The following is a 20,771-nucleotide window of genomic DNA, read 5'->3' as shown; positions in this document are numbered from 1 at the left end:
GCGTTTTGTTTAATTGTCTAATTTAAGGGGAAACAAATAAGCAGGGGCCTAAGGCCTCCTGCTTATTTAACATTTTCTCTAGACTTTAATGATATATTCCTTGCCTTCCTTACGTTTTTTAGCATATTCAGCTGTTGCTGTAAAAAGTACGTCAGAGGATGAATTAAGTGATGTTTCAAAAGAATCCTGCAAAACACCTATGATGAAACCTACACCAACGACCTGAATCGCAATATCATTCGGAATGCCGAATATGCTACACGCCAGCGGAATGAGTAAAAGCGAACCGCCGGCAACACCCGAGGCACCTGCAGCAGATACAGCGGATAGAATGCTAAGAATAAGCGCCGTACCAAAATCTACTTCAATGCCAAGCGTATGAACAGCTGCGAGAGTTAAGACAGAAATCGTAACCGCTGCACCCGCCATATTAATCGTCGCACCTAATGGAATGGAGACCGAATACGTATCTGTATCCAGCCCCATTTTTTTACATAATCTCATGTTGATAGGAATGTTTGCAGCTGAACTCCGAGTAAAAAATGCGGTAATTCCACTTTCCTTCAGGCAGCTAAAAACAAGTGGATATGGATTTCTGCGAATATACAGGTATACGATCAAAGGATTGACAATAAACGCTATAAATAGCATACATCCAATAAGAACGAGAAGTAAATTTCCGTAATCGAGCAAGGAAGAAAGCCCGTTTGTTGTAATGGTATCAAAAACAAGTCCCATGATTCCTAACGGTGCCAAGCTGATTACCCATTTGACGATTTGTGATAGAGCATCTGAAAAATTAGCAAGCAGGTTTTTTGTACTGTCATGGGCATTTCTTAAAGAAATGCCAAGAAGGATAGCCCAAGTTAGGATGCCGATATAGTTGGCATTCATCAAGGCGTTTACCGGGTTGTCGACAACATTGAACAGTAAGGACTTAAGTACTTCTACAATCCCATCAGGTGGAGTCAGATCTTCAGCACCCTTTACAAGTGATAAACTTACCGGAAATATAAAACTTGCAATAACTGCTGTCAGCCCCGCCAAAAAAGTACTTAAACCATAGAGGGCAAGAATCGATTTCATATTCGTTTGATGGCCTTTTTTATGTTTAGAGATGGCAGTCATTACTAGGAGCAAGACCAATAAGGGCGCAACCGCCTTTAATGAGAATACAAATAAGGAACCGAAAATGGTGATCCCTGTTGCATTAGGAATCGATAAAGCCAAGATAATCCCCACTATAATCCCCATAAGTATTTGTTTTACCAGGCTTAATTGGTTCCATTTGAGTATAAATGTTTTCATGTATTCCCTCCGGTTTCAATATGGAAATATTACTAAGCCCAGCCAGCAGTTGTAATGAGATAAGTTAATATTTAACGTTAGTTTATCATGAAAATTGTCGGCCGTGTACGAGTGCCAAAAATTGTGAAAAGGTAATTGAACGATATGATCGAAACAGTGAAAAACCACGAAATACAGTTTCACTGTATCTCGTGGTTTTTTAAGATTTAGGTATTTAATGTTTTTATTACAACATTACTTTAACAACCATAGCGCCGGGGAATTAGCAGGCTCCCAACCGGTTAACGATGTATGGGCTTGACGACATTCATACACAGAACCATTATAGGTTACCAATGTACCGACTGTGTAAGGGGTATTGGGTGCCCAAGCTGGGGCTGTAGACGCTGTAGCGGTTGTGCCATTGATGGTGCTGGCCACTGATTGATTGCCTGCGGCGTCGAAGGCATGTACATTGAACGTATATGTTGCACCGGCGCTAAGACCTGTTACCGTATAATCCGTTGTGGAGCCAGGTACAGTGGTGATTAATGTCGTTCCTCTATAAATACGGTAGCCTGTAACACCAACATTATCCGTTGACGGATTCCACATTAACTGAATACTGGAGGATGTTGGTGTCCCCATAACATGTAAGCCGCCGGGGGCTGTGGGTGCTTCCGTATCATTACCGACAGGTGCATTAGTAGTAACACTGACGGAATTGCTTCCATTTGAGACATTTCCAGCAGCGTCTTTTGCCTTGACACTAAAGGTATAGGCAGTATTCGCGGTTAATCCAGATACGGTGTAATTTAATGTAGTGCCGGATACGGTTGCAACCAATGAAGTTCCGTTAAATACTTGGTACCCTGTTACACCGGTATTATCCGTGGATGCGTTCCAGGCCAATGAAACGCTGGTGGATGTTTTTTCAGTTGCCGTCAAAGCTGTTGGTGCGGAAGGAGCTTGGGTATCGACAGGGTTGCTTCCGCTAAAGTTGACATCAATGACATTATAGAAGGCGTTCGGAGTATCTGCGACTTCCCACACAGCCAAGATGACGTGGTATCCACTACGTTCCGGAACGTTAAACGTGTCTGAGTAAGTGAAGGGTGGCTGTACACCTCCATAGTTCACCGAATAGAAAGGAGTCAGGTCGAATGAGTCCCGAGTAAGAGCGGCGTTAGGATTCCAGTCGGGCTTTGTAATATAGTATTTCCAGCTGGCCGTCGAATGAGCGGCAGTCAATTTCCAAGTGAATGTATTTTGTCCGGCAGAGATGTTGACTTTAGACCAGCGTGTAGCCGATTGTTCATCAAGCTTGGGAAAAGCTCCGTTAGCGCTTGCAATCTTCCCGTCTGCTGGCCCTGCAGCAGGGAACCCCTTAGGTGCCTCTAGACTTTGGGGCTCATAAACAATCGGGCCACAATCTGTATTTTGTCCTGATTTACAGAGTGCAGCCCGGCTAGCAGGTCCTTCAACATAACCGTGAGAAAAGGATCTTTCCGGGAATAACATTACAACCAATGAAAAAATCAAGATCATACTCCCATAAGCTAACAACTTTACCCTAGGTGAATGAGAAATACGGATAGATGACATTTTACTCCTCCTTTTTATATAAAAATATGCACTGCGAACAAATGATGCATTCAGTCCCGAACGTTTTGTCTCAATTACAACTCCTTTCTTTGTTGAACGTATTTATATAAACTCATAAAGAGCTCATATATCGACATGAAAGGTAAGAGAAAAAGGTGCGTAGGGCTAAATTCATTGAATGATAACAATTTTTGTAACACCATAGTGATTATATGCAAATAAATGGTATTTGTCTACCAAATTTAGAAAGAATATGCTATTTTTTAGTATGAAAATTCTCCCTCGGAACACGATCTATATTCCCCTTATAGTTCCATATAATTCTTGGAATTTGAAAGATTCATTTAGAATGATTAAACGACAAAATATATTATTTTCTTAATTTCTCTCTCTTTCTTTTCTTTTTTTTGTGATGAAAAATGAAAAATACTGTATGTAAAATAAAGCGGTAAATTATATATTATTCAGAAAATTACAATAACAACGCTTTCAAAGGTTGCTATTTTTGGTTTTATTTACTATTATTAGTTGGAATTACTTACAAAGGATGTAAGTAATTGATATTAGTGTGGGATTAACTGTCTGGAGAACAGTTCAATTCATAGAATTATAAGCTTTAAATAGATAAAAAGGAGTGAGGAGATGCAATACTTTTTTTATTTGTCAACCTTCATTTTTATTGGGTTTCAAATTCTTTACACAGTCATCCCTTTATTTTTCAGTAAAGTTAAGAAATTGAACAACGATTGTGCTGAAAAATCGATCTCCGTTTTAGTTCCTGCTTATAACGAGGAGCTCACCATTAAGAATTGCATAGATGCAATGGAGGGCCTAAATTACAGTAACTATGAAGTCATTATTATTAATGATGGTTCGAAGGATCAGACGTTTCAAAAATTAAATGAGCTTTTGGACTTATCAATAAGTGACAGAGAAGCAGAGGGCAAGCTTACATACGGCGCTATTAAAGGGATTTATCATTCGGAGAAATATGAAAAAATATTTGTAATTGATAAATTCAACGGCGGAAAGGCAGATTCTCTCAACGCCGGCATCGATTGTGCGAATTCTGATATTGTTATTACGCTGGATGCGGATAGCATGCTGGAAATAAACTCGCTTAAATATGTAAATCAATATTTTCAAGATGATAAGATCATCGCTTTAGGTGGGACTGTGAAGATCGTACAGGGTGCTGAGAAAAGGAACGGAGTTATCCAAGATAAATTTACTGGTAAAGGTATTATAAAAAGCCAAGTTATCAGCTACATCCATGGATTTTATGTTAGAAAACTAACACAATCGGTTTTTAATTCAATTGTCGTTATTTCAGGCGCATTTGGTGCTTTTTATAAGAGTATATTGGTGGACGTTAACGGGTTTAGAAGTACTGTAGGAGAAGATATTGATATTACCTTAAAAATTCACGAGTTTATTAAAGCGAATAACTTAAATAAGAAACTCGTATACGCGCCAGAAGCTGTATGTTACACGGAATGTCCAGAAAACTTAAGTAACTTTTATAAACAAAGAATACGCTGGCAAAAAGCTTTTGTAGATTGCATATTAATCTATTGGTCCAAATTATCACGAAAGTTTAGCGTTGGCGTCAGTCTCTTTTTTGCTATAGATGGTTTTATCCTAGGTACATTAACAGCATTTACAAGCGTTTTTTATCTTATACAATCGCTCTTTCTGGGTACCAATTTATTTCAGGCCATTATTCTCTTGTTGTCTGTTATCGTCATTAATGCGCTGCAAATCGGGATTTCTCTCTATTTATGCAAAAAATATGGCAGCAATTATTCAGTTAAAGATTATATTCGGATGTTTGTGTTTAGCCAAGTTGAATTACTAACCTATCGAAATCTGCTGCTTTATATGAATATCGTAGGCACGTTTAAATATTTTGATAATGACGAGGGCTGGGGATTCGTTGAGAGAAAAGGGGTTTCAAGTATCAGCTAGTCTCCTAACTGTAGCTATTAACAAACTACCCATCTGGAGGTACTTATGAATCATATATTGAATGATAAACGAATTATATTTATAGATGTATTACGAATAATGGCCATCGTTGCCGTCATCATTCTGCACTACACTGCAGACTTGCTTACAAGGACAAATGATTTCAATACAACCGCTTGGTGGATTAGCAACTTTTTTAATTCGATATCCAGATTTGCTGTGCCCGTGTTCTTTATGATAAGCGGTGCGATGATCCTTCGAGTGGAAGTGAAATCATATCGGCAGTTTTATATTAAAAAAGTACTTCCTTTAATCATTTCCTTAGTTAGCTGGTCACTCATTTATGCCGTTTACACCCAATATTTCATTCAAAAAAGCAGCATGGGCGTTTATGATTTTTTCATTCATTTTTCGTATGGTTTAATCTTTGATAAGAATTATATACATTTATGGTTTCTATACGCGATTATTGCGATCTATATAACAGTTCCTTTAATTAGTAAACTTGTAAAAGTATGCAGTGAAAAGGATATAAAATATTATCTGCTGATATGGTTCTTGATAAGTGTGGTTTATAAATTCATCTCTGATCTTGTATTCAGATTGGCCTCCGAATATATCAATATTCCTATAACCAATATCCCTTTGTTCATGGGTTATTTAGGATATTTTATCCTGGGATATTATCTCTTTAACTATACGATATCGATGAAAGCCAAAAATCTTTTCTTTAATTTAGGCATTATATCCTTTTTTGTAACGCCATTAGCGACCTATTTTTCTTCCTTGTACAGTGGTGTGCTAGATGAAATGTTCTATGGAAACTATTCACTCACGACATTTTTTATGGCTATTGGAACGTTTATCTATTTTAAAGAAAAAGAAACCGCCATTAGCGAGAAGTTAAATTACAAAGTCAAAAAAATAATTAGCTCCATTTCCAAAGCTAGCTTTAGTATCTACTTAATTCACTTGTTGATTGAAATATTGGTATCCAGAAGAGCAGAAATACAAGCTACTCTACTCCAATCTATAGGCAACCTTACTTTTAATGTAATTATTATATTCTTAATCAGCTATTTCACGGTTAAAGTCTTAAATCTAAATAGATACATTACACATGTCTTATTTGGGGGAAGAAGTTAACATGATGAAAATAAGTGTATATACAAAAATCTTCATAGCTATATTAGCTATAGGCATGGGAATTTACTATTACAATCTCAATGATTCAGACAAAAAAATAACCTCCGTGTACATACCGTTATGGAAAGATTTTAAAGATCTTAAGCTAAAAGACAAAAACATTGATATTGCTATTCTCGCCTTTGCCAAAATTAATAAAACCAATGTATATTTTGATCTAGACCCTGCTAAAAATGAGATCATTAAAGAAAATATAAAGAAACTGCAAGCAAATAATAAAAAAACGAGTTTCATACTTGGTGTTGGTGGGTATAAAGCGGACGGATTCTCCGATGCTTCATTGGATGAAAACCGGTACTCCTTTACTGAGAGTATGATCGCAATGGTTAAGGAGTTAGATTTAGATGGGATCGATATAGACTGGGAATATCCAGCCTTTGATTCCTGGAATACGACTAAAGCCCGACCTGAGGATACCAAGAACTTTACTAGTCTAATGAAGGAACTTGATGAAAAATTGGATAGACTCCCGCGTAAAAATAAAAATTACTATTTAACCTTTGCTGCAGGGAATGAAGAGTGGTTCTTCAAAAACGTTGAAGTTAAAAAAGTAGAAAAGTATGTGGATTTCATTAATGTCATGAGCTATGACTTGACTGGAGCTTGGTCAGATACAACAGGGTATAATTCGAATTTATTTATAGATAAGCATAAAAAGAGCAAAACCAGCGTGGATCGTATTATTCATTTATATTTAGATCGTGATGTTGATCCGAGCAAGCTTCTCCTAGGTATTCCAGCTTATTCCTACGGATGGGAGAATGTTAAAAGTGATGTGAATAAGGAGGCCTCATTTTTACTGGGTAAACCTATCAATATCGACAAAGTAGATTTAAGCTACAAGACGATAAAAGAAAAATATATGATCCAAGATGGATTTAAACGATACTTTGACGATACAGCGAAGACGGCCTATTTATATGATGGTGATACTTTTATTACGTATGAAGATAAAGAGGCCTTGCAGGCAAAAGTTAAATATATCAAAGATAAAAAACTGGCTGGTGTCATGGTGTGGGAGTATTCTCAAGACTCTGACGACGGCATTGTTAAGTACTTATCTGATAATCTGAATAAGTAGCAAGTGCTAAATAGAAGAGGAATAGTCTGAAGAGGCTTATTCCTCTTTTTTGTGTTTTCTTTCTTTAGCTATCCTAAAGCTGATTTGAAGTCTATGCCCGAAGTCGCCCGCATCTTTGCTGAACATCATCGTTGTTAAAGCTGTCCATTCCTCCTACGGTAACTCCTCCGAAAGACAGCTTCACTCTTCACCAGATCATAGTTCATTGCGCATTGGCGTGACTTCTGTTCCTTTTATCGGCATAGCCTTTGCATTTGTATCTTCAAAGTATAACGGCAGTCCTTCTGCTAGAATAGGCAAAAGGGTTTGGGTTGGGTCTTGGCGCTGATGATGAATATGCAGGTGGGGTTCTGATGTGGAACCACTATTTCCTACATGTCCAAGCACTTCACCGGCATTGACGTGATCTCCAACTGCAACGGTAACACTATCTTGTTTGAGGTGATTAAGTAATAAGTAGGTTCCCGTCGCATCAATCCTGAGATAAACGTGATTTCCTTCCATGGAAATGAATTTTTCAGTACCTGGCACAATATCAGATTCATCGTCAAAAGCTGCAATAACCGTTCCAGATACCGGTGATAGGACCTTTTGCTTCCAAATTCCGTAATCTTCCAGATTAGTACTTCCTGTATTATAGGGTTCCATGACTAAATCATAGGCCCAACGTTCCGAAGGCCAACTGTTTGCTCAGAAAATGGCCATTTAACTGTGACTGAAGGGTGGACGTTGATTATACGTACAGGATATACCAACTGTATAATATTCATGGTCAGGAGGAAATGTGAAGCTAATAAAGTACATAAAACGAGAGGCATCCATTTATCGGAAATTCTTTTCTTCTTGATAATAGAAACTAATATTAAAAAGATATTTAATAATACTCCTACGAAACCTAGCATTGGGATGATAAATTTAAGTGCCATCCATGCATAGACACCAGGTAAGCCGTTAATCAAAAATACGCAGATCCATGACAGTAATGCTGCAGCTAAAATTGTACTACCTAAATACCCGAATGCTTGAATGATTCTTTTCATATTCGCTCCTAACGTATAAGAAAGTATATAGTAGTTAGACGAATATAACTGGAAAATCACTTCGACTGCTATTATGGATAATATCACCGCAGGGAAATCTGGAAAACAAACATTTGTACAACTGTATTTGTCTTGTACCGTTCTTTAATGTTGGTAATAGACTATATCAATCTCAGAGAAGGAGTTGATTTAGTTGGCCAACAGTGATATACGTCTTGCTCTTTGGTCGGGTACTAATTTTACCAATCGCAGGATTCGATTCAGACGTGGAGGAGTTGCGGTTCGTGATCTTGGAGCGTTTCGGTTTAACAACGTTCTCTCGAGTTTCCGTCTCAGAAATGTTGTGCAGAGCTCTGAAGTAACGCTTGTACTATTTTCACGAATTAACTTTCAGGGATCGTTCCGTGTGTTCCGTGGCAGCCAAAACGTAGCGAACTTGAATAATTTTAACTTTAACAATGTCACATCTTCGTTTATATTGGTAGGCCGTATCCTTACAAGCTCCGAAATTTCCCAAATTCAAAGCACTGGTAGAGCGCCTCGAGATATCCTCGTAATAAGACAATAATAATGCAAAGGGTGCCCTAGGGCGCCCTTTTTTTATAAATATCAGTAGCACAGGTCAAGTCAAAATATGCACAGAATTTAATATATTAAAAGAGAATAGGTGCTGCTCCCGCAAACAATCCTCCTTTAAACTAGATACGTACTTAACAAAATCTGCTAGAGGAGGATTCAAATGCGCAAAAAGGTTATCGGGAGAATTTGCAGTACAGTTATGGTTTGCAGTCTGCTTGCAGCAGGTAACGGAACGACCTACGCCAGTGGCGCCAATAACTCTGATGCTCCTACCAACAAATCGGTCAAGAACGTAATCCTGTTTATTACTGATGGGATGAGCTTATCCGATGTGAACTTGGCCAGATGGTATCAAGGAGGACAGGCGCTTGCAATGGATAAGTATTTCAGTGGGCTGGTCAGAACCTATTCTACGGATTCACTTACCACAGATTCCGCTGCGGGAGCTACGGCTTATGCCACTGGCCATAAGGTTAAGAGTGAGACGGTATCCATACTGCCCGACCGAATCACGATGCCGTTCGTGGACGCAGTTAAGCCAGAGGACGTGAACAAACCTCTGCTTACGATTATGGATGCAGCGAGAATGGCCGGGAAAAGTACAGGAACGGTATTTACTTGTGAATTAACGGATGCGACGCCAGCTACATTTTTAAGTCATGCATACACGCGTGACAATGCGCAGTCTATTGCAGAACAGATGGTCTACAGTGGCGTAGATGTTCTTCTCGGGGGTGGCTCCGGGTATTTGGTACCCGGCAAAGAAGACATTAACCGTAAGGACGGAGAAGATTTTACCAAAATCCTGAAATCAAATGGGTATGAATACGTAACGGATAAGACAGGTTTGATGAATTCTAAAACGAATAAAATCTGGGGGCTGTTCAACCCCGAAGCACTGGATGCTGATTTTGATCTGAACCCGCAAAAGCAACCGAGCCTTGCTGAAATGACCAAAGTAGCGATAGAGAAATTGTCACAGAACGAGAAAGGTTTTATTCTGATGGTCGAAGCAAGCCAGATTGACTGGTACGATCATGATAACGATCCGGTGGGGATTATGAGTGAGACATTAGCGTTTGATAAAGCTTTCAAAGCCGCTGTTGATTTTGCAGAAAAAGAAGGAAATACAGCAGTCTTGTCCGTTTCGGATCATGCTACTGGCGGGCTCAATATGACGAACTATGATTCCACCAAAGACCTAGTCTCCGTGTTGAAGAAAGCGAAGCACACCAGTTATTACATTGAAGGCAGTATTAATGAGCACAATTTCAAAAAGGTCCTAGCGGATAATTATGGACTTAGTGATTTAACAAAAGAAGAAGCGGATCAAGTCAGATTAGGAATGAAAGATAACCTTTCGCCGGTCATCGGTAAAATCTTGGGGAATAAGATAGGCGTAACCTTCTCTACGGATGATCACACATCGGAAGAGGTTGGATTGTTCGCCTACCATCCGGCTAATTATAAACCGACCGATTTCGTGAACAGCGGTGTAATCCAGAATACGGATGTGAATAAGTATATTCAAGAAGTGACCGGACTAAATCTGGCGCAACTTCAGGATACACTGTACGTATCCAGTGATAAATTCAAGGCCAAAGGAGCTACGATCACCCTAGATAAGACCGATAAGACTAATCCGGTGGTTGTAGTGAAAAAAGCAGGCCAAGTTCTCAAGCTGCCTATAGATAAAAACATCGCCATTCTGGATGGCAAAACAACGAAACTCAATGTACTGACAGTAATGATTAAAGATAAAGTGTGGATTTCACAGGATGCATTAGACTTGATTCTCTAATTATTAGAGTTCATGGCATGATTCTTCGACTAAAAGTTAAAGCGCTTAAACCCGAAAACCCCTTTTTTATGAGGGGTTTTTTGTTGCAGGCTTTGTTCCATAGGTCATCAAGCGCCAAAGCTTTTCTAAAGGTCCCATGGAAAAGAACTTGAACCAGATGGTACTACAAATGATTTGAATAATATAAATCAGAACAGCGATGTAGAGAATATCTTTGGGTGAAACGACTTCGAGACCTATCATTGAAATGATTGCCGTCCCTATAATGCTTTGAGCTACATAATTTGTAAATGCCATTTGACCCACCCGTGATATGGGTGTCAGGAATTTCACCATTTGTTTGTTTTCTAATAGTAGAAATAATGTTGTTAAGTAAAACAAAGTGGTTGGAAGTGATCCTAAGCCCGTAACTGAATCTACATTGCTGCTCCCGCTTTGAGAAGCGTTCCAAATCCATAATGAGAAACCAACGAACAAAAGAAATGATGCTATTTGAATCCATCTAATTGGTTTTGATAATTCTTGTATATGTGTCAGCCAACCTGACTTTGCAGTTAAAAAACCAGCTAAAAACATAATAAAGATTTGCATAGCGTCATTAGAAAAAATATCAAGGATAGATGAGATTGCCCCTTGAGAGGGTAAAAATATTTTTACCATCAAGGAAATGATGTAAATGGATGTCATACCCATAAGCCACTTTTTAAGTGTAGAAACCGTTGTGTGATAAAAAGGGATCAGAAACAATCCGATAATGGCGTATACGGGTAGAATGGTTCCCCAAAAGATAAATACATGAATGATTCCCAGCAGCAAGAGGATCAGTAAACGTCTAGCCATACGCCATCTAGGTTTATCTCCCCGACTTTCGGCTCTTGAGGCGAAAATGTATAGACCTACTCCGAATAGGAATGAAAAAATAGAAAAGAACTTTTTTTGTACGAAGATGATTATCAAAGTATTGATGATTCCATTAATGCCACTATAGTCTGGTAAGGGATCTCCTTCAATAATAACTTTAAAGGCTCCAACATTTATCAGCAGAATGCCAAAAAGAGCAAGCCCGCGAATGATGTCGAGTGAAACGATTCTTTCTTTTTGTGAAATCGAGGGATTCATTAATAGTTCTCCTTTGAAAATAGTTTCATTTGCTTAGAAGTCAGTATAAGTTGCGAACCTTACATTAAATTGATGCCAACATTACAGGATCCTTAAATATGATAAAATGTTCCAACTCCAGTTGAATTAGAATCAGTTTTATGGTTAATATGAATACTAAATAATTATGGGGTGTGAACTAGAAATGTCAGCATATACTCAACCAATCTTTGTGGCAGCGATCTTTTTTGTGGTTTTAGCATTCGCCTTATTTATCCCATGGCTCATTTATACATATAGAAAGTATAACTATCTGCCATTTTCTACCACGTTAATTTCATTTTCGTTTATTTTTTACTTTCTAGCAGCGTTATTTTTAGTCTTGTTGCCGTTGCCAGAGATACGCGATACTTGTTCACTACAAAAACCGGGCACACAACATTATTCACTTATGCCATTTCAATTTATAGTGAGCACCTTAGGGAATAGTGGTATCGTGTTATCACAGCCTGCAACTTATAGACTGTTATTTAGCCAACCCTCATTCTATCAAGCTTTTTTTAATTTCTTGCTATTATTACCTTTTGGTGTTTATTTGCGATACTTTTTTCAAGACAAGAAACACTGGAAGAAAGCTCTAGGCATCACGTTCTTATTAACATTATTTTATGAGATAACACAGGTAACCGGTATTTTCGGGATTTATAATTGCCCTTATCGTATTTTTGATGTGGATGATTTATTGTTGAATACTTCTGGCGGGGTACTGGGCTTCTTTATTGCTCCAGCCGTGTTGGCGTTATTCCCATCCAAAAAGAAAATTAATGAGAAAGCTGAAAGATTATTAGCTCTTGATGAAGTAAGAGGGATGTCTGTGTTGCTGGCTGTTATGATTGATATATTTATCAGCAACATAGTAGTTAAAGTTGTGTTGAGTATGACCAACGTTAATATGGTTAGTGAATTTATTGCGAGCACAATTACACTTTCTGTAACTTTGTTTATTATTCCATGGATTTGGAATGGATCGACAATCGGTACAAAAATAATGCGTTATCGCTATGACAGTAAAATAAGTCGAGTGGAAACGAACAAGCGATTATTTAAACGCTTTGGTGCCATTTACGCGATGTACTTCATAACAGTCATTGCGAATACTTTGAATAACGTGGAACTATCAATGGATTCTCCATTCTATAAGGCATCTATATTCTTAACGTTAGGTGCAGCATTGACCTCTATCATTTTAACGATCGTGTTGTTCATTCATGTTATATTAGTCGTGTTTGGCAAACAAAAACGCCGCTTTTACTTTGATGAAGCTTCTGATTTATATACAACGAGAAAAAAATGAATTCTTTTCAATCGTAAAGGGGTACCCCGTAGTCTTTAATGGCTATGGGGTACCTCTTTTTTTGGATTTAAGCTTTTTGTAAGGTTGGCATGAATTTGCTGTAAGGTTCACAGCCTATAGTATAAGTATCAGCAAATTATGAGGTGAAATGAATGGAACCATTATTAAAAGTAGAAAACATAAAAAAAGTATACGGGAAGTTAAGTGCTGCTTACACAGCCTTAGAAAACGTGTCTTTTGACATTCATGAAGGTGAGTTTGTAGGGATTATGGGACCTTCGGGCGCTGGAAAATCAACCTTGCTAAATTTGTTAGCAACTATTGATTCCCCAACTGAAGGGAAGATTTATATGAAGAACAAGAGTATTCATGATATGAAGGAAGCAGCCTTGTCAGACTTCAGACGTGAACATCTCGGCTTCATCTTCCAAGATTACAATTTACTCGATTCCTTGACTGTAAAGGAGAACATATTGCTTCCTCTGGCGATTGCTAAAATTCCAGCGAAGAAAATCAGTCACCTCGTGACTCAGATTTCTAAAGTATTTGGGATTGAAGATCTACTGGCAAAATATCCTTACCAAATCTCTGGTGGTCAAAAGCAAAGAACCGCTGCGGCTAGAGCGCTCGTGACAGAGCCTGCACTGATTTTGGCTGATGAACCAACAGGTGCGCTTGACTCTAAATCAGCAACAGATTTATTGGAAAGCTTAAGCACTTTAAATGAAAATAACAACTCGACCATTATGATGGTGACTCATGATGCCTTTGCCGCAAGCTTCTGCCGCCGGATCATTTTCATCAAGGATGGTTCATTTTCAACAGAAATATTTCGTCGTGATCAGACACGCAAAGCCTTCTTCCAAGAAATCTTAGATGTTCATGCGGCCATTGGGGGTGAGGTAGATGACGTTATTTAGTCTAGCAAGAAAAAATATAGCCAGAAACTTTTCACAATATTTTTTATATATTGCATCGATGGTGTTTAGTATCATCATTTACTTTACATTTGTGACCTTAAAATATAGCGATACGATAGCAGAACAGACGGCTTCATCCCAAAAACTTGGTTCACTAATGAGTGGGGCGGCAGTCATTCTCATCTTTTTCGTGTTCATATTTATTGCTTATTCCAATTCATTTTTTATGAAAAAACGTAAAAAAGAAGTCGCATTGTATGCGTTGCTAGGGGTACGTAATCGTCAAATAGGCTTTATGCTCTTTTTCGAAAATTTATTGTTAGGATTATTCTCTTTAGTAGTAGGAATTGTACTTGGGTTCCTATGTTCAAAAGGATTTATGACGATTTTAATTCAATTAATGGGTTATGACGTTGTAGCACCCTTTACATTTTCAGCGGCGGCAGCGATGAACACGGCTATCGTGTTTCTAGTTATATTCTTAGTAACATCGTTTCAAGGCTATCGCTTGATCTATCAATTTAAGCTGATTGATTTATTTCATGCTTCCAAAAAGGGAGAAGTGGCGCCTAAACCATCTATGATAGTAGCTGTTCTTGGAGTGTTACTCATTGTCTTGGGCTATTGGCTTGCAATGCAGGACCTTTTCACTTCTAAAGTATGGGAAAAAATTGGATTCCCCTTGACTGTATTAATTATTTTAACAACGGTTATTTTGGGTACATTTTTATTGTTCCACAGTGTGACTGGCTTTGTGTTAGCAATGATTAAGAAAAATGAAAGGTGGCTTTGGAAAGGCCTTCATGTCATTACTATTTCGCAGCTGCTCTATCGTATTCGTGGGAACGCACGTACATTAACTGTGATTGCCGTGTTGAGTGCTACGACAGTAACTGCCGGTGGAGCGGTCTATGGCCTTTATTACAATACGAATGACTCGGCGAAAACGATTAATCCGAATACCTTTATGTATCAATCCACAGATGCAGAAATGGACAAGCAAGTGAGTGCTGTAGTATCAGATACAAAATACGATAAAAATATTGAAGCACTATCCATTACGTTTCATACGAAAGAGTTAAACTCGCCATCAACATTCGATAGCTCTGATAAAAGAGAATATACAGTTATCGATGAAAAAACATACAACCAATTAGCAAGTCTACAACATAAAGAAAAATTAGATGTAAAGGACAGCTACGCGGTTATTTTAGATATCGGATATGACAAAAGGTTCTCACCAATATATACAGGGAAAACTATAACAACAGGCAACGGCCATCCTCTCACATTCCAAAGCTTTAAAACGCAAAGCGTATTGAATGTAGGTACAGCAGGTATAACCGTGGTAGTCTCGGAGGATCAGTATAAAGTGTTGCAAAATGATGGGAAAGTGCTGCACTATCGTGTTCTTGGGGTAGATGATGCTTCTGTAGATTTATCTAAAAAAATTGCAAACCAATTACCTGAAGAAGCGTTATTTTCAAGTGGTCCACAAGATTACCAAACAAGTTTGGAAGGTGTGGGGTCTCTACTGTTTATCGGAAGTTTCCTTGGTCTAGTATTTCTGGCTGCTACAGGCAGTATCATTTATTTTAAGGTTTTAACAGAGGCAGAAGAGGATAAATCACAGTACAATATGCTGCATAAAATGGGTGTCAGTGCAAAAGAAATGCGAAAATCAATTGCGTCACAGGTATTCGTCATCTTTGTTGTACCGCTTGTAGTAGGGTTATTGCATAGTGTAGTGGCTTTAAAAGCATTCTCTAGTCTACTGATGATAGATTTAGCAAAACCTGTGTTGCTCTGGATGATTGCTTATACCGTAATTTACGGGTTGTATTATTTCTTAACCGTAGCTTCTTACAATCGTATTATCACACTAAATAATAGAACAGAAGGATGATTGAGATGAAAAAATTTCTAATTACTATGGGTATTTTGTTTGTTATTGGAGTTGTAGGGGTCTTTGCTATAGCCAAGATTGATTTCAATCGCTTCAATGCCGAAAATTACTACTTACAAATCACTGAGGATGGGGAACCCCATGAATATAAACTGAGCGATGGTTCGGTCATGACCTCTTATTCTTATACACTAGAGGCTACAAATGCTAAAGGTACTACAATTCCACTGGAATTTAATGCACAAAAAAATCTTCGTAAAGGCGCCTACTTGAAAATGTATGTAAAAAAAGGGGATCAAGTCTCCTCATACGATGAAGTGAAATTAGAGGATATTCCGCTAAAGGCACTAAAAAACTAATAAATTGAAGAAGGGCTGTCTCCAATAAAGTAAGTGGAGAACAGCCCTTTTCTCTGCCTAATGAGTAAGTAAGTCATCTGTATTATAAAAGTATAGTAATGGTGGTACCGGTATTTTCATCGCTCGTCAAATCGAGGTTCCCCTCATGAGCCCAAATAATGTCTCTGGCGATGGCCATACCTAACCCAGTTCCATGCTTACTCGTTGTGTTTGTACCCCGATAGTAGCGTTCGAAAACCTGTTCCAGATCTTTAGCTGGAATACCCTGGCCATTATCAGAAATTGTAATTTGGGTATGCGGACTAATGGTTTCCACTCGAATCTTCACCACAACATTTTCATCGTTATGCACCAGCGCGTTGTAGATAAAGTTAAGGATCGCTCGTTTTAGTAATTTTTTATCTACTTTATGTACGGCTTTAACCATATTTGCCTCAAACTCTATCTGCCGTTCACCAAAGGTCGGGTCATTTAAAAGTTCAATCGTTATTTCTCGTAGGAACTGAACGAGATTCACCTCTTCAAATTGCAGGGATAGCTGGTGATTACGCAAACGTGTCGTTAAATTGAGGTCATCTAACAGATCTTTCATATACATCGATTTACTCTTGATAATTGACGTGTATTCCTGTAATTCTTGGGCTGTTAAATCTGTGGCACTGTCGTTAATAAATTCTGCATAACCTTGAATAGAAGCAAGTGGTGTCTTCATGTCATGTGAAACATTGCTAATCCATTCCTCACGCATTTGATCGAGACGTTTACGTTCCTCTTCATGTCGATCGAGCTTTTCAGATAGTTCATTCATATTACGAAAAACATCTTCATAAACACCTTTGGGAGTAGGCATTTTCTTAAAACGTCGTTCCCTGAGCTGTTGAATACCCTCTATTAATGTATGAAGGGGTGCAGTTAACTTTTTCCCAAATAGAAATCCAATGAGGATTACAATAAGCACATCAACGATTAAAAAAATGAAAAGAAAAACATTAACATCTTTGAAAATTTTAGCGTAGTCATAGGTCATTACGTACCGGCCTATTTTTGGATTATTAATCCCTAAAAAGTAACTGAAATTTTGGGCTTCGCTGACAAAAACCGTCGTGCGTGCATCTAATTCTTTATATTTATACATTTGTACAATTTCAATAGGAGAATACTCTGTTTTCAATTCTTTAGGGGTATAAAAGGCAGCTGCTTGCTCCCCTTGGTCATTCAAGAATTGTACCCAGGCGCTCATTTCTTGTAGTTTTTTGAGACCTTCTTCATTCACAACAGGTTTGCCAGCCTGTAATTCTACGTATTGTGAAAAGGTCCGGCTAAAGGTTTCTGCAGATGCTTCTTCAGTGCCAAAGTTATTATTATTTACCTTTATAACGAATAAGGAAAGGAACAAAATCGCGTTTACAATACCAACGATCACAACAATAGTCATAACCGATCTTAAAAAGCGGAGTGTCAATTTCCATTTCAACTAGTCTCACTCCTTGGTATTTAATTTATAACCTAACCCTTTAACCGTCAAAATAAAGGAAGGATTTGAAGGGTCGGCCTCAATTTTTTCGCGTAAGCGCCGAATATGTACCATCACTGTATTATCGGAACCAAAAAAATCTTCACCCCATACCTGTTCAAACAAGGTTTCTTTGCTTATGATCTGATTCGGATGATGCATGAAACAGCTCATTAAACCGACTTCTTTGGCGGTAAGCACAAGGGGTTCGCCATTCTTTTTTAATTCTGTCTCATTGGCACTGAGCTCAAAGGGGCCCACTTGCAAACTTTTCGGAGCCTTTTTTTCCTCTGTAAAGCCAGCTCTTCTCAGTTGTGCCTTTACCCGATAGGCAACTTCTTTGGGACTGAACGGTTTAGTAATATAATCATCGCCACCTATCGCCAGTCCTAACAGCTTATTAATTTCCTCATCCTTTGCAGACATAAATAAGATCGGTGCATTTGATGTTTCCCGAATTTTTCTGCATAAGTCATATCCTTCTCCATCTGGTAGCATAATATCTAGCAAGATAAGCTCAGGATTATACTCCTGAAACTTGTCCCAGCCCTCTGCAACTGTCCCGGCAGTTACAACGTCTGCAATACCTTCTTTATGTAAAACTGCCTTCATCAGACGAGCTAAATCATCTTCATCGTCTATGATTAATACCCATTTATGACTTGCCATTTGTTTTCCTCCAAATCCGTCTTTATGTACATTATTACATTATAAAGGACTCTTTATTTCTTGCGCAAAAAAATCGCAAAAGAAAGGCTTGCATGAAGATGGGTATTACTTAGACGAACATAGCAAAGCAATATTCGGTGATTTATTAAAATTCATTCTAGATATAGCCAAATCAGGTAAGGAGGAAAAATTGTTTCGCCCCCTGCCTTCCATGGCATTGATCGCACTGTATATGGCCCTTTGAAGATGTTCGCTAAAATGATGGAAGAAGGTGAGTTACTGTATTCGCTTGAGCTCGAAGAAGAACTTGCAGACAGCTTTTGGAATCCATTAGATGGCTTGATTGCAGCCCTGGGCGTTGATTACAGCATATTCCTGATGATGCGGTACAACGAGCTTGAAGGGGATGTTGGATCAAGAATTGAGTGGCATCACGTTATATGGTTGGTGTAGTATTGTCTGCTGCCTTTATTCTAGGAGGCACCTGCGCCGCGTTGATTCCTTCGGGCGTAATGACACTTATACAGGTAGCATTCGTATTAATCATTGCACTATTATTACTAAGTGTAGCGGCCATGCCGGTGTTCTTGACTGCATTAAAGCAGCTTGCTAGCAAATTAAATGGTTCAAGCAACGGTGCTACATCAAAGAATGTAGTTGATAAATCGAGTCATATTTAGACGGCAGTAAAATGTAAAAATACATGCGTTATACGTATGCTGAGAACAATAGAAAGAATCTTCGGGGACCTTTGTGGTCCCTTGTTTCACCATATCAGAAGGTATATAATTATCGACTATACCTTACAACTTTATTACGCTATAATCAACGTAAAGTCACCAGATGATCTAAGAGTAGGATGATTTTAATAGATTAATTAATATTTGCTTTTGATATGCCAAAACGTATTTTGTTATTGAAATAGGTTGTTTATATTGTTTATGATATTATTAAAGGTGTTAATTAAATCTAGAGTAGGTAGATTATGAGTCTAAATGACAACGTATTAATTAAAATTCGTGAGATGCGAGAGAGTTTTACACCAGTTGAACGATTGGTCGGAGATTACATTTTAGAAAATACGGAAGAGATCCCTCATTTGTCGATTAAGGAATTGGCTCAATCGAGTAAGACAAGCGATGCATCTGTCCTTCGTTTCTGTAAGACGATGGGTTACAGCGGATACCGCAATTTTATTGTGAGTATATCGGCATCTTTGGGTTCTCGTGATGAGGATTCAAAGGCTCAATATACAGATATTCAGCCAGGTGATGATCTCTCGACAATTATATCAAATATTTCATTGAATAATTGCAAGTCCATTGAGGATACGCTTAGTGTTATTGATCGAAAAGAAATTACAAGAGCTGTAGAATTACTATGTCATAGTAAGCGAATTGTTTTCTTTGGAATAGGTGCTTCGGGACTCGTTTGTATGGACGGGGAACAGAAGTTCTCTCGAATTAATAAGATGTGTCATGCCTATACAGATGGTCATAGTCAGCTCACGGCAGCAACTTTACTTGAGAAAGATGATGTTGCCATTTTCATTTCTAACTCTGGAGCAACTAGTGATATTATTGATGCACTGGAAATTGCCCAAAAGAATAGAGCGAAATGTATTGCGATTACGAAGTACAATAAAAGTGAGCTTGCGGAGCGGGCGGATATTGTACTGAGCATATCCACACCTGAAATAACAATCCGCAGTGGGGCTATGGGCTCGCGTATTGCGATGCTTACGATCATCGACATATTATTTGCTGGTGTCGCAAGTGCAGAATATGAAGAAGTAAAAACCTACTTAACAAAAACGCATAATATATTAAAGAAAAAACTTAGAAATTAGGTTCTGATAGAATGAATGTGGAGGAAAGCATTGATCATGGATCAATGCTTTCTTTTTTTTGTATTTCATTCACTTCGTATACTTAAATATACTATTTATCAATCCATGTCAGATTATCTACATGATGAATACGTTGATCTAATGAATATAATAAGTAGTTTAATTCAATAATTAATAGCGTGGCACACAATTATGAGGAAGAAAATGAATGGAATCGAAGACGAAACATCATCCGGTTGAACACGGATGATGTAACTTTATGTTTCGTTTGGAGCGACAATCAGCAAATAATACATTTTTTTAAATCGATTTAACCTTAGAGCCATGGCGATCAAAGCAATTGGTAAAAATTTAAATTGCATCTTGTAAGCGCTTTATAAATGTGGTATAACATAGTGTGTAAGGAATGAAATAAAACATCAGAATTTATTTTCTTTATGAAATTATATTTCAAAATGTATTGACGAAGCGACGGTGTTGTATTAGTATAAGAACATAATAATTGTAAGTTAATCTAACGCGTTTTGTTAATTACA

At 38.0% G+C, this 20,771-nt stretch carries 17 protein-coding genes and 1 pseudogene; 11 read left to right on the top strand and 7 right to left on the bottom strand.

Annotated features, from left to right (window positions below; translation table 11 throughout):
• Nucleotides 1-78: 78 nt before the first annotated feature.
• Both sstT and MKY19_RS19455 read right to left on the bottom strand, forming a co-directional pair.
• Nucleotides 79-1,308: a serine/threonine transporter SstT gene (sstT, locus tag MKY19_RS19460; protein WP_339265804.1), complete on the bottom strand. Its 1,230-nt coding sequence runs from the start codon at nucleotides 1,306-1,308 to the stop codon at nucleotides 79-81.
• Between the two features lie 234 nt (nucleotides 1,309-1,542).
• A complete protein-coding gene (locus tag MKY19_RS19455; RefSeq protein WP_339797017.1) occupies nucleotides 1,543-2,892 on the bottom strand; it encodes a lytic polysaccharide monooxygenase in 1,350 nt (449 codons plus the stop codon).
• A 642-nt stretch (nucleotides 2,893-3,534) separates the two neighbouring features.
• Between MKY19_RS19455 and MKY19_RS19450 the strand changes: the two genes are divergently transcribed.
• The 3 genes from MKY19_RS19450 to MKY19_RS19440 are packed head-to-tail and all read left to right on the top strand — an operon-like array spanning nucleotide 3,535 to nucleotide 7,147.
• Nucleotides 3,535-4,860, top strand: coding sequence for a glycosyltransferase family 2 protein (locus MKY19_RS19450; RefSeq protein WP_076299301.1), 1,326 nt, complete (start codon nucleotides 3,535-3,537; stop codon nucleotides 4,858-4,860).
• Nucleotides 4,861-4,905: 45 nt separating this feature from the next.
• A complete protein-coding gene (locus MKY19_RS19445) occupies nucleotides 4,906-6,006 on the top strand; it encodes an acyltransferase family protein (RefSeq protein ID WP_339797012.1) in 1,101 nt (366 codons plus the stop codon).
• A 4-nt stretch (nucleotides 6,007-6,010) separates the two neighbouring features.
• Entirely contained in the window at nucleotides 6,011-7,147 is a 1,137-nt protein-coding gene (locus MKY19_RS19440; protein WP_339804405.1) for a glycosyl hydrolase family 18 protein, read from the top strand.
• Nucleotides 7,148-7,342: 195 nt separating this feature from the next.
• On the opposite strand, the gene MKY19_RS19435 is transcribed toward MKY19_RS19440, so the two are convergent.
• Both MKY19_RS19435 and MKY19_RS19430 read right to left on the bottom strand, forming a co-directional pair.
• Nucleotides 7,343-7,795, bottom strand: coding sequence for a M23 family metallopeptidase (locus MKY19_RS19435; RefSeq protein WP_339797009.1), 453 nt, complete (start codon nucleotides 7,793-7,795; stop codon nucleotides 7,343-7,345).
• Between the two features lie 2 nt (nucleotides 7,796-7,797).
• A complete protein-coding gene (locus tag MKY19_RS19430) occupies nucleotides 7,798-8,187 on the bottom strand; it encodes a hypothetical protein (RefSeq protein ID WP_339797007.1) in 390 nt (129 codons plus the stop codon).
• 193 nt (nucleotides 8,188-8,380) lie between these two features.
• Here MKY19_RS19430 and MKY19_RS19425 point away from each other — a divergent pair, with 193 nt between their 5' ends.
• Both MKY19_RS19425 and MKY19_RS19420 read left to right on the top strand, forming a co-directional pair.
• Entirely contained in the window at nucleotides 8,381-8,755 is a 375-nt protein-coding gene (locus tag MKY19_RS19425) for a hypothetical protein (protein WP_339265795.1), read from the top strand.
• A gap of 171 nt (nucleotides 8,756-8,926) precedes the next feature.
• A complete protein-coding gene (locus tag MKY19_RS19420; protein WP_339797003.1) occupies nucleotides 8,927-10,567 on the top strand; it encodes an alkaline phosphatase in 1,641 nt (546 codons plus the stop codon).
• Nucleotides 10,568-10,633: 66 nt separating this feature from the next.
• On the opposite strand, the gene MKY19_RS19415 is transcribed toward MKY19_RS19420, so the two are convergent.
• Entirely contained in the window at nucleotides 10,634-11,686 is a 1,053-nt protein-coding gene (locus MKY19_RS19415) for a DUF418 domain-containing protein (protein WP_339797001.1), read from the bottom strand.
• A 184-nt stretch (nucleotides 11,687-11,870) separates the two neighbouring features.
• On the opposite strand from MKY19_RS19415, the gene MKY19_RS19410 reads away from it, so the two are divergent.
• From MKY19_RS19410 to MKY19_RS19395, 4 genes are all read left to right on the top strand, one after another.
• The gene (locus MKY19_RS19410) at nucleotides 11,871-13,019 is read left to right on the top strand and encodes a VanZ family protein (protein ID WP_339796999.1); all 1,149 of its coding nucleotides are present in this window, start codon (nucleotides 11,871-11,873) and stop codon (nucleotides 13,017-13,019) included.
• 152 nt (nucleotides 13,020-13,171) lie between these two features.
• Nucleotides 13,172-13,939 (top strand): ABC transporter ATP-binding protein, encoded by a 768-nt coding sequence (locus tag MKY19_RS19405; RefSeq protein ID WP_339796996.1) that lies wholly within the window; start codon nucleotides 13,172-13,174, stop codon nucleotides 13,937-13,939.
• Nucleotides 13,926-15,845, top strand: a complete 1,920-nt coding sequence (locus MKY19_RS19400; protein ID WP_339796993.1) for an ABC transporter permease — start codon at nucleotides 13,926-13,928, stop codon at nucleotides 15,843-15,845. The genes MKY19_RS19405 and MKY19_RS19400 overlap by 14 nt, the downstream gene beginning before the upstream one ends.
• A gap of 5 nt (nucleotides 15,846-15,850) precedes the next feature.
• On the top strand, nucleotides 15,851-16,204 hold the full coding sequence (locus tag MKY19_RS19395; protein ID WP_076285453.1) for a YxeA family protein: 354 nt from the start codon (nucleotides 15,851-15,853) through the stop codon (nucleotides 16,202-16,204).
• 82 nt (nucleotides 16,205-16,286) lie between these two features.
• On the opposite strand, the gene MKY19_RS19390 is transcribed toward MKY19_RS19395, so the two are convergent.
• Both MKY19_RS19390 and MKY19_RS19385 read right to left on the bottom strand, forming a co-directional pair.
• Nucleotides 16,287-17,678 (bottom strand): HAMP domain-containing sensor histidine kinase, encoded by a 1,392-nt coding sequence (locus MKY19_RS19390; protein ID WP_339796989.1) that lies wholly within the window; start codon nucleotides 17,676-17,678, stop codon nucleotides 16,287-16,289.
• Nucleotides 17,679-17,684: 6 nt separating this feature from the next.
• Nucleotides 17,685-18,386 carry a response regulator transcription factor gene (locus MKY19_RS19385; RefSeq protein ID WP_076299296.1) on the bottom strand — a complete coding sequence of 234 codons (702 nt, stop codon included), beginning with the start codon at nucleotides 18,384-18,386 and terminating at the stop codon, nucleotides 17,685-17,687.
• A 339-nt stretch (nucleotides 18,387-18,725) separates the two neighbouring features.
• Between MKY19_RS19385 and MKY19_RS19380 the strand changes: the two are divergent.
• Nucleotides 18,726-19,066 (top strand): annotated as a pseudogene (locus MKY19_RS19380) (MMPL family transporter); the annotation flags it as partial.
• A gap of 305 nt (nucleotides 19,067-19,371) precedes the next feature.
• Nucleotides 19,372-20,235, top strand: a complete 864-nt coding sequence (locus tag MKY19_RS19375) for a MurR/RpiR family transcriptional regulator (RefSeq protein ID WP_060622962.1) — start codon at nucleotides 19,372-19,374, stop codon at nucleotides 20,233-20,235.
• The last annotated feature ends 536 nt before the right edge of the window (nucleotides 20,236-20,771 follow it).

Source organism: Paenibacillus sp. FSL R5-0744, from assembly GCF_037972555.1.
Lineage (GTDB): Bacteria > Bacillota > Bacilli > Paenibacillales > Paenibacillaceae > Paenibacillus_AQ.
Note: the sequence above shows the minus strand (reverse complement) of the source record. Positions and strands in the feature narration are given on the sequence as shown.

What these genes read in the sequence shown, in the direction of transcription:
- MKY19_RS19420 (WP_339797003.1), top strand. Translation starts at nt 8,927, where the DNA reads ATGCGCAAAAAGGTTATCGGGAGAATTTGCAGTACAGTTATGGTTTGC.
- MKY19_RS19435 (WP_339797009.1), bottom strand. Translation starts at nt 7,795, where the DNA reads ATGGAACCCTATAATACAGGAAGTACTAATCTGGAAGATTACGGAATT.
- MKY19_RS19400 (WP_339796993.1), top strand. Translation starts at nt 13,926, where the DNA reads ATGACGTTATTTAGTCTAGCAAGAAAAAATATAGCCAGAAACTTTTCA.
- MKY19_RS19430 (WP_339797007.1), bottom strand. Translation starts at nt 8,187, where the DNA reads ATGAAAAGAATCATTCAAGCATTCGGGTATTTAGGTAGTACAATTTTA.
- sstT (WP_339265804.1), bottom strand. Translation starts at nt 1,308, where the DNA reads ATGAAAACATTTATACTCAAATGGAACCAATTAAGCCTGGTAAAACAA.
- MKY19_RS19445 (WP_339797012.1), top strand. Translation starts at nt 4,906, where the DNA reads ATGAATCATATATTGAATGATAAACGAATTATATTTATAGATGTATTA.
- MKY19_RS19405 (WP_339796996.1), top strand. Translation starts at nt 13,172, where the DNA reads ATGGAACCATTATTAAAAGTAGAAAACATAAAAAAAGTATACGGGAAG.
- MKY19_RS19440 (WP_339804405.1), top strand. Translation starts at nt 6,011, where the DNA reads ATGAAAATAAGTGTATATACAAAAATCTTCATAGCTATATTAGCTATA.
- MKY19_RS19415 (WP_339797001.1), bottom strand. Translation starts at nt 11,686, where the DNA reads ATGAATCCCTCGATTTCACAAAAAGAAAGAATCGTTTCACTCGACATC.
- MKY19_RS19385 (WP_076299296.1), bottom strand. Translation starts at nt 18,386, where the DNA reads ATGGCAAGTCATAAATGGGTATTAATCATAGACGATGAAGATGATTTA.
- MKY19_RS19410 (WP_339796999.1), top strand. Translation starts at nt 11,871, where the DNA reads ATGTCAGCATATACTCAACCAATCTTTGTGGCAGCGATCTTTTTTGTG.
- MKY19_RS19395 (WP_076285453.1), top strand. Translation starts at nt 15,851, where the DNA reads ATGAAAAAATTTCTAATTACTATGGGTATTTTGTTTGTTATTGGAGTT.
- MKY19_RS19450 (WP_076299301.1), top strand. Translation starts at nt 3,535, where the DNA reads ATGCAATACTTTTTTTATTTGTCAACCTTCATTTTTATTGGGTTTCAA.
- MKY19_RS19375 (WP_060622962.1), top strand. Translation starts at nt 19,372, where the DNA reads ATGAGTCTAAATGACAACGTATTAATTAAAATTCGTGAGATGCGAGAG.
- MKY19_RS19455 (WP_339797017.1), bottom strand. Translation starts at nt 2,892, where the DNA reads ATGTCATCTATCCGTATTTCTCATTCACCTAGGGTAAAGTTGTTAGCT.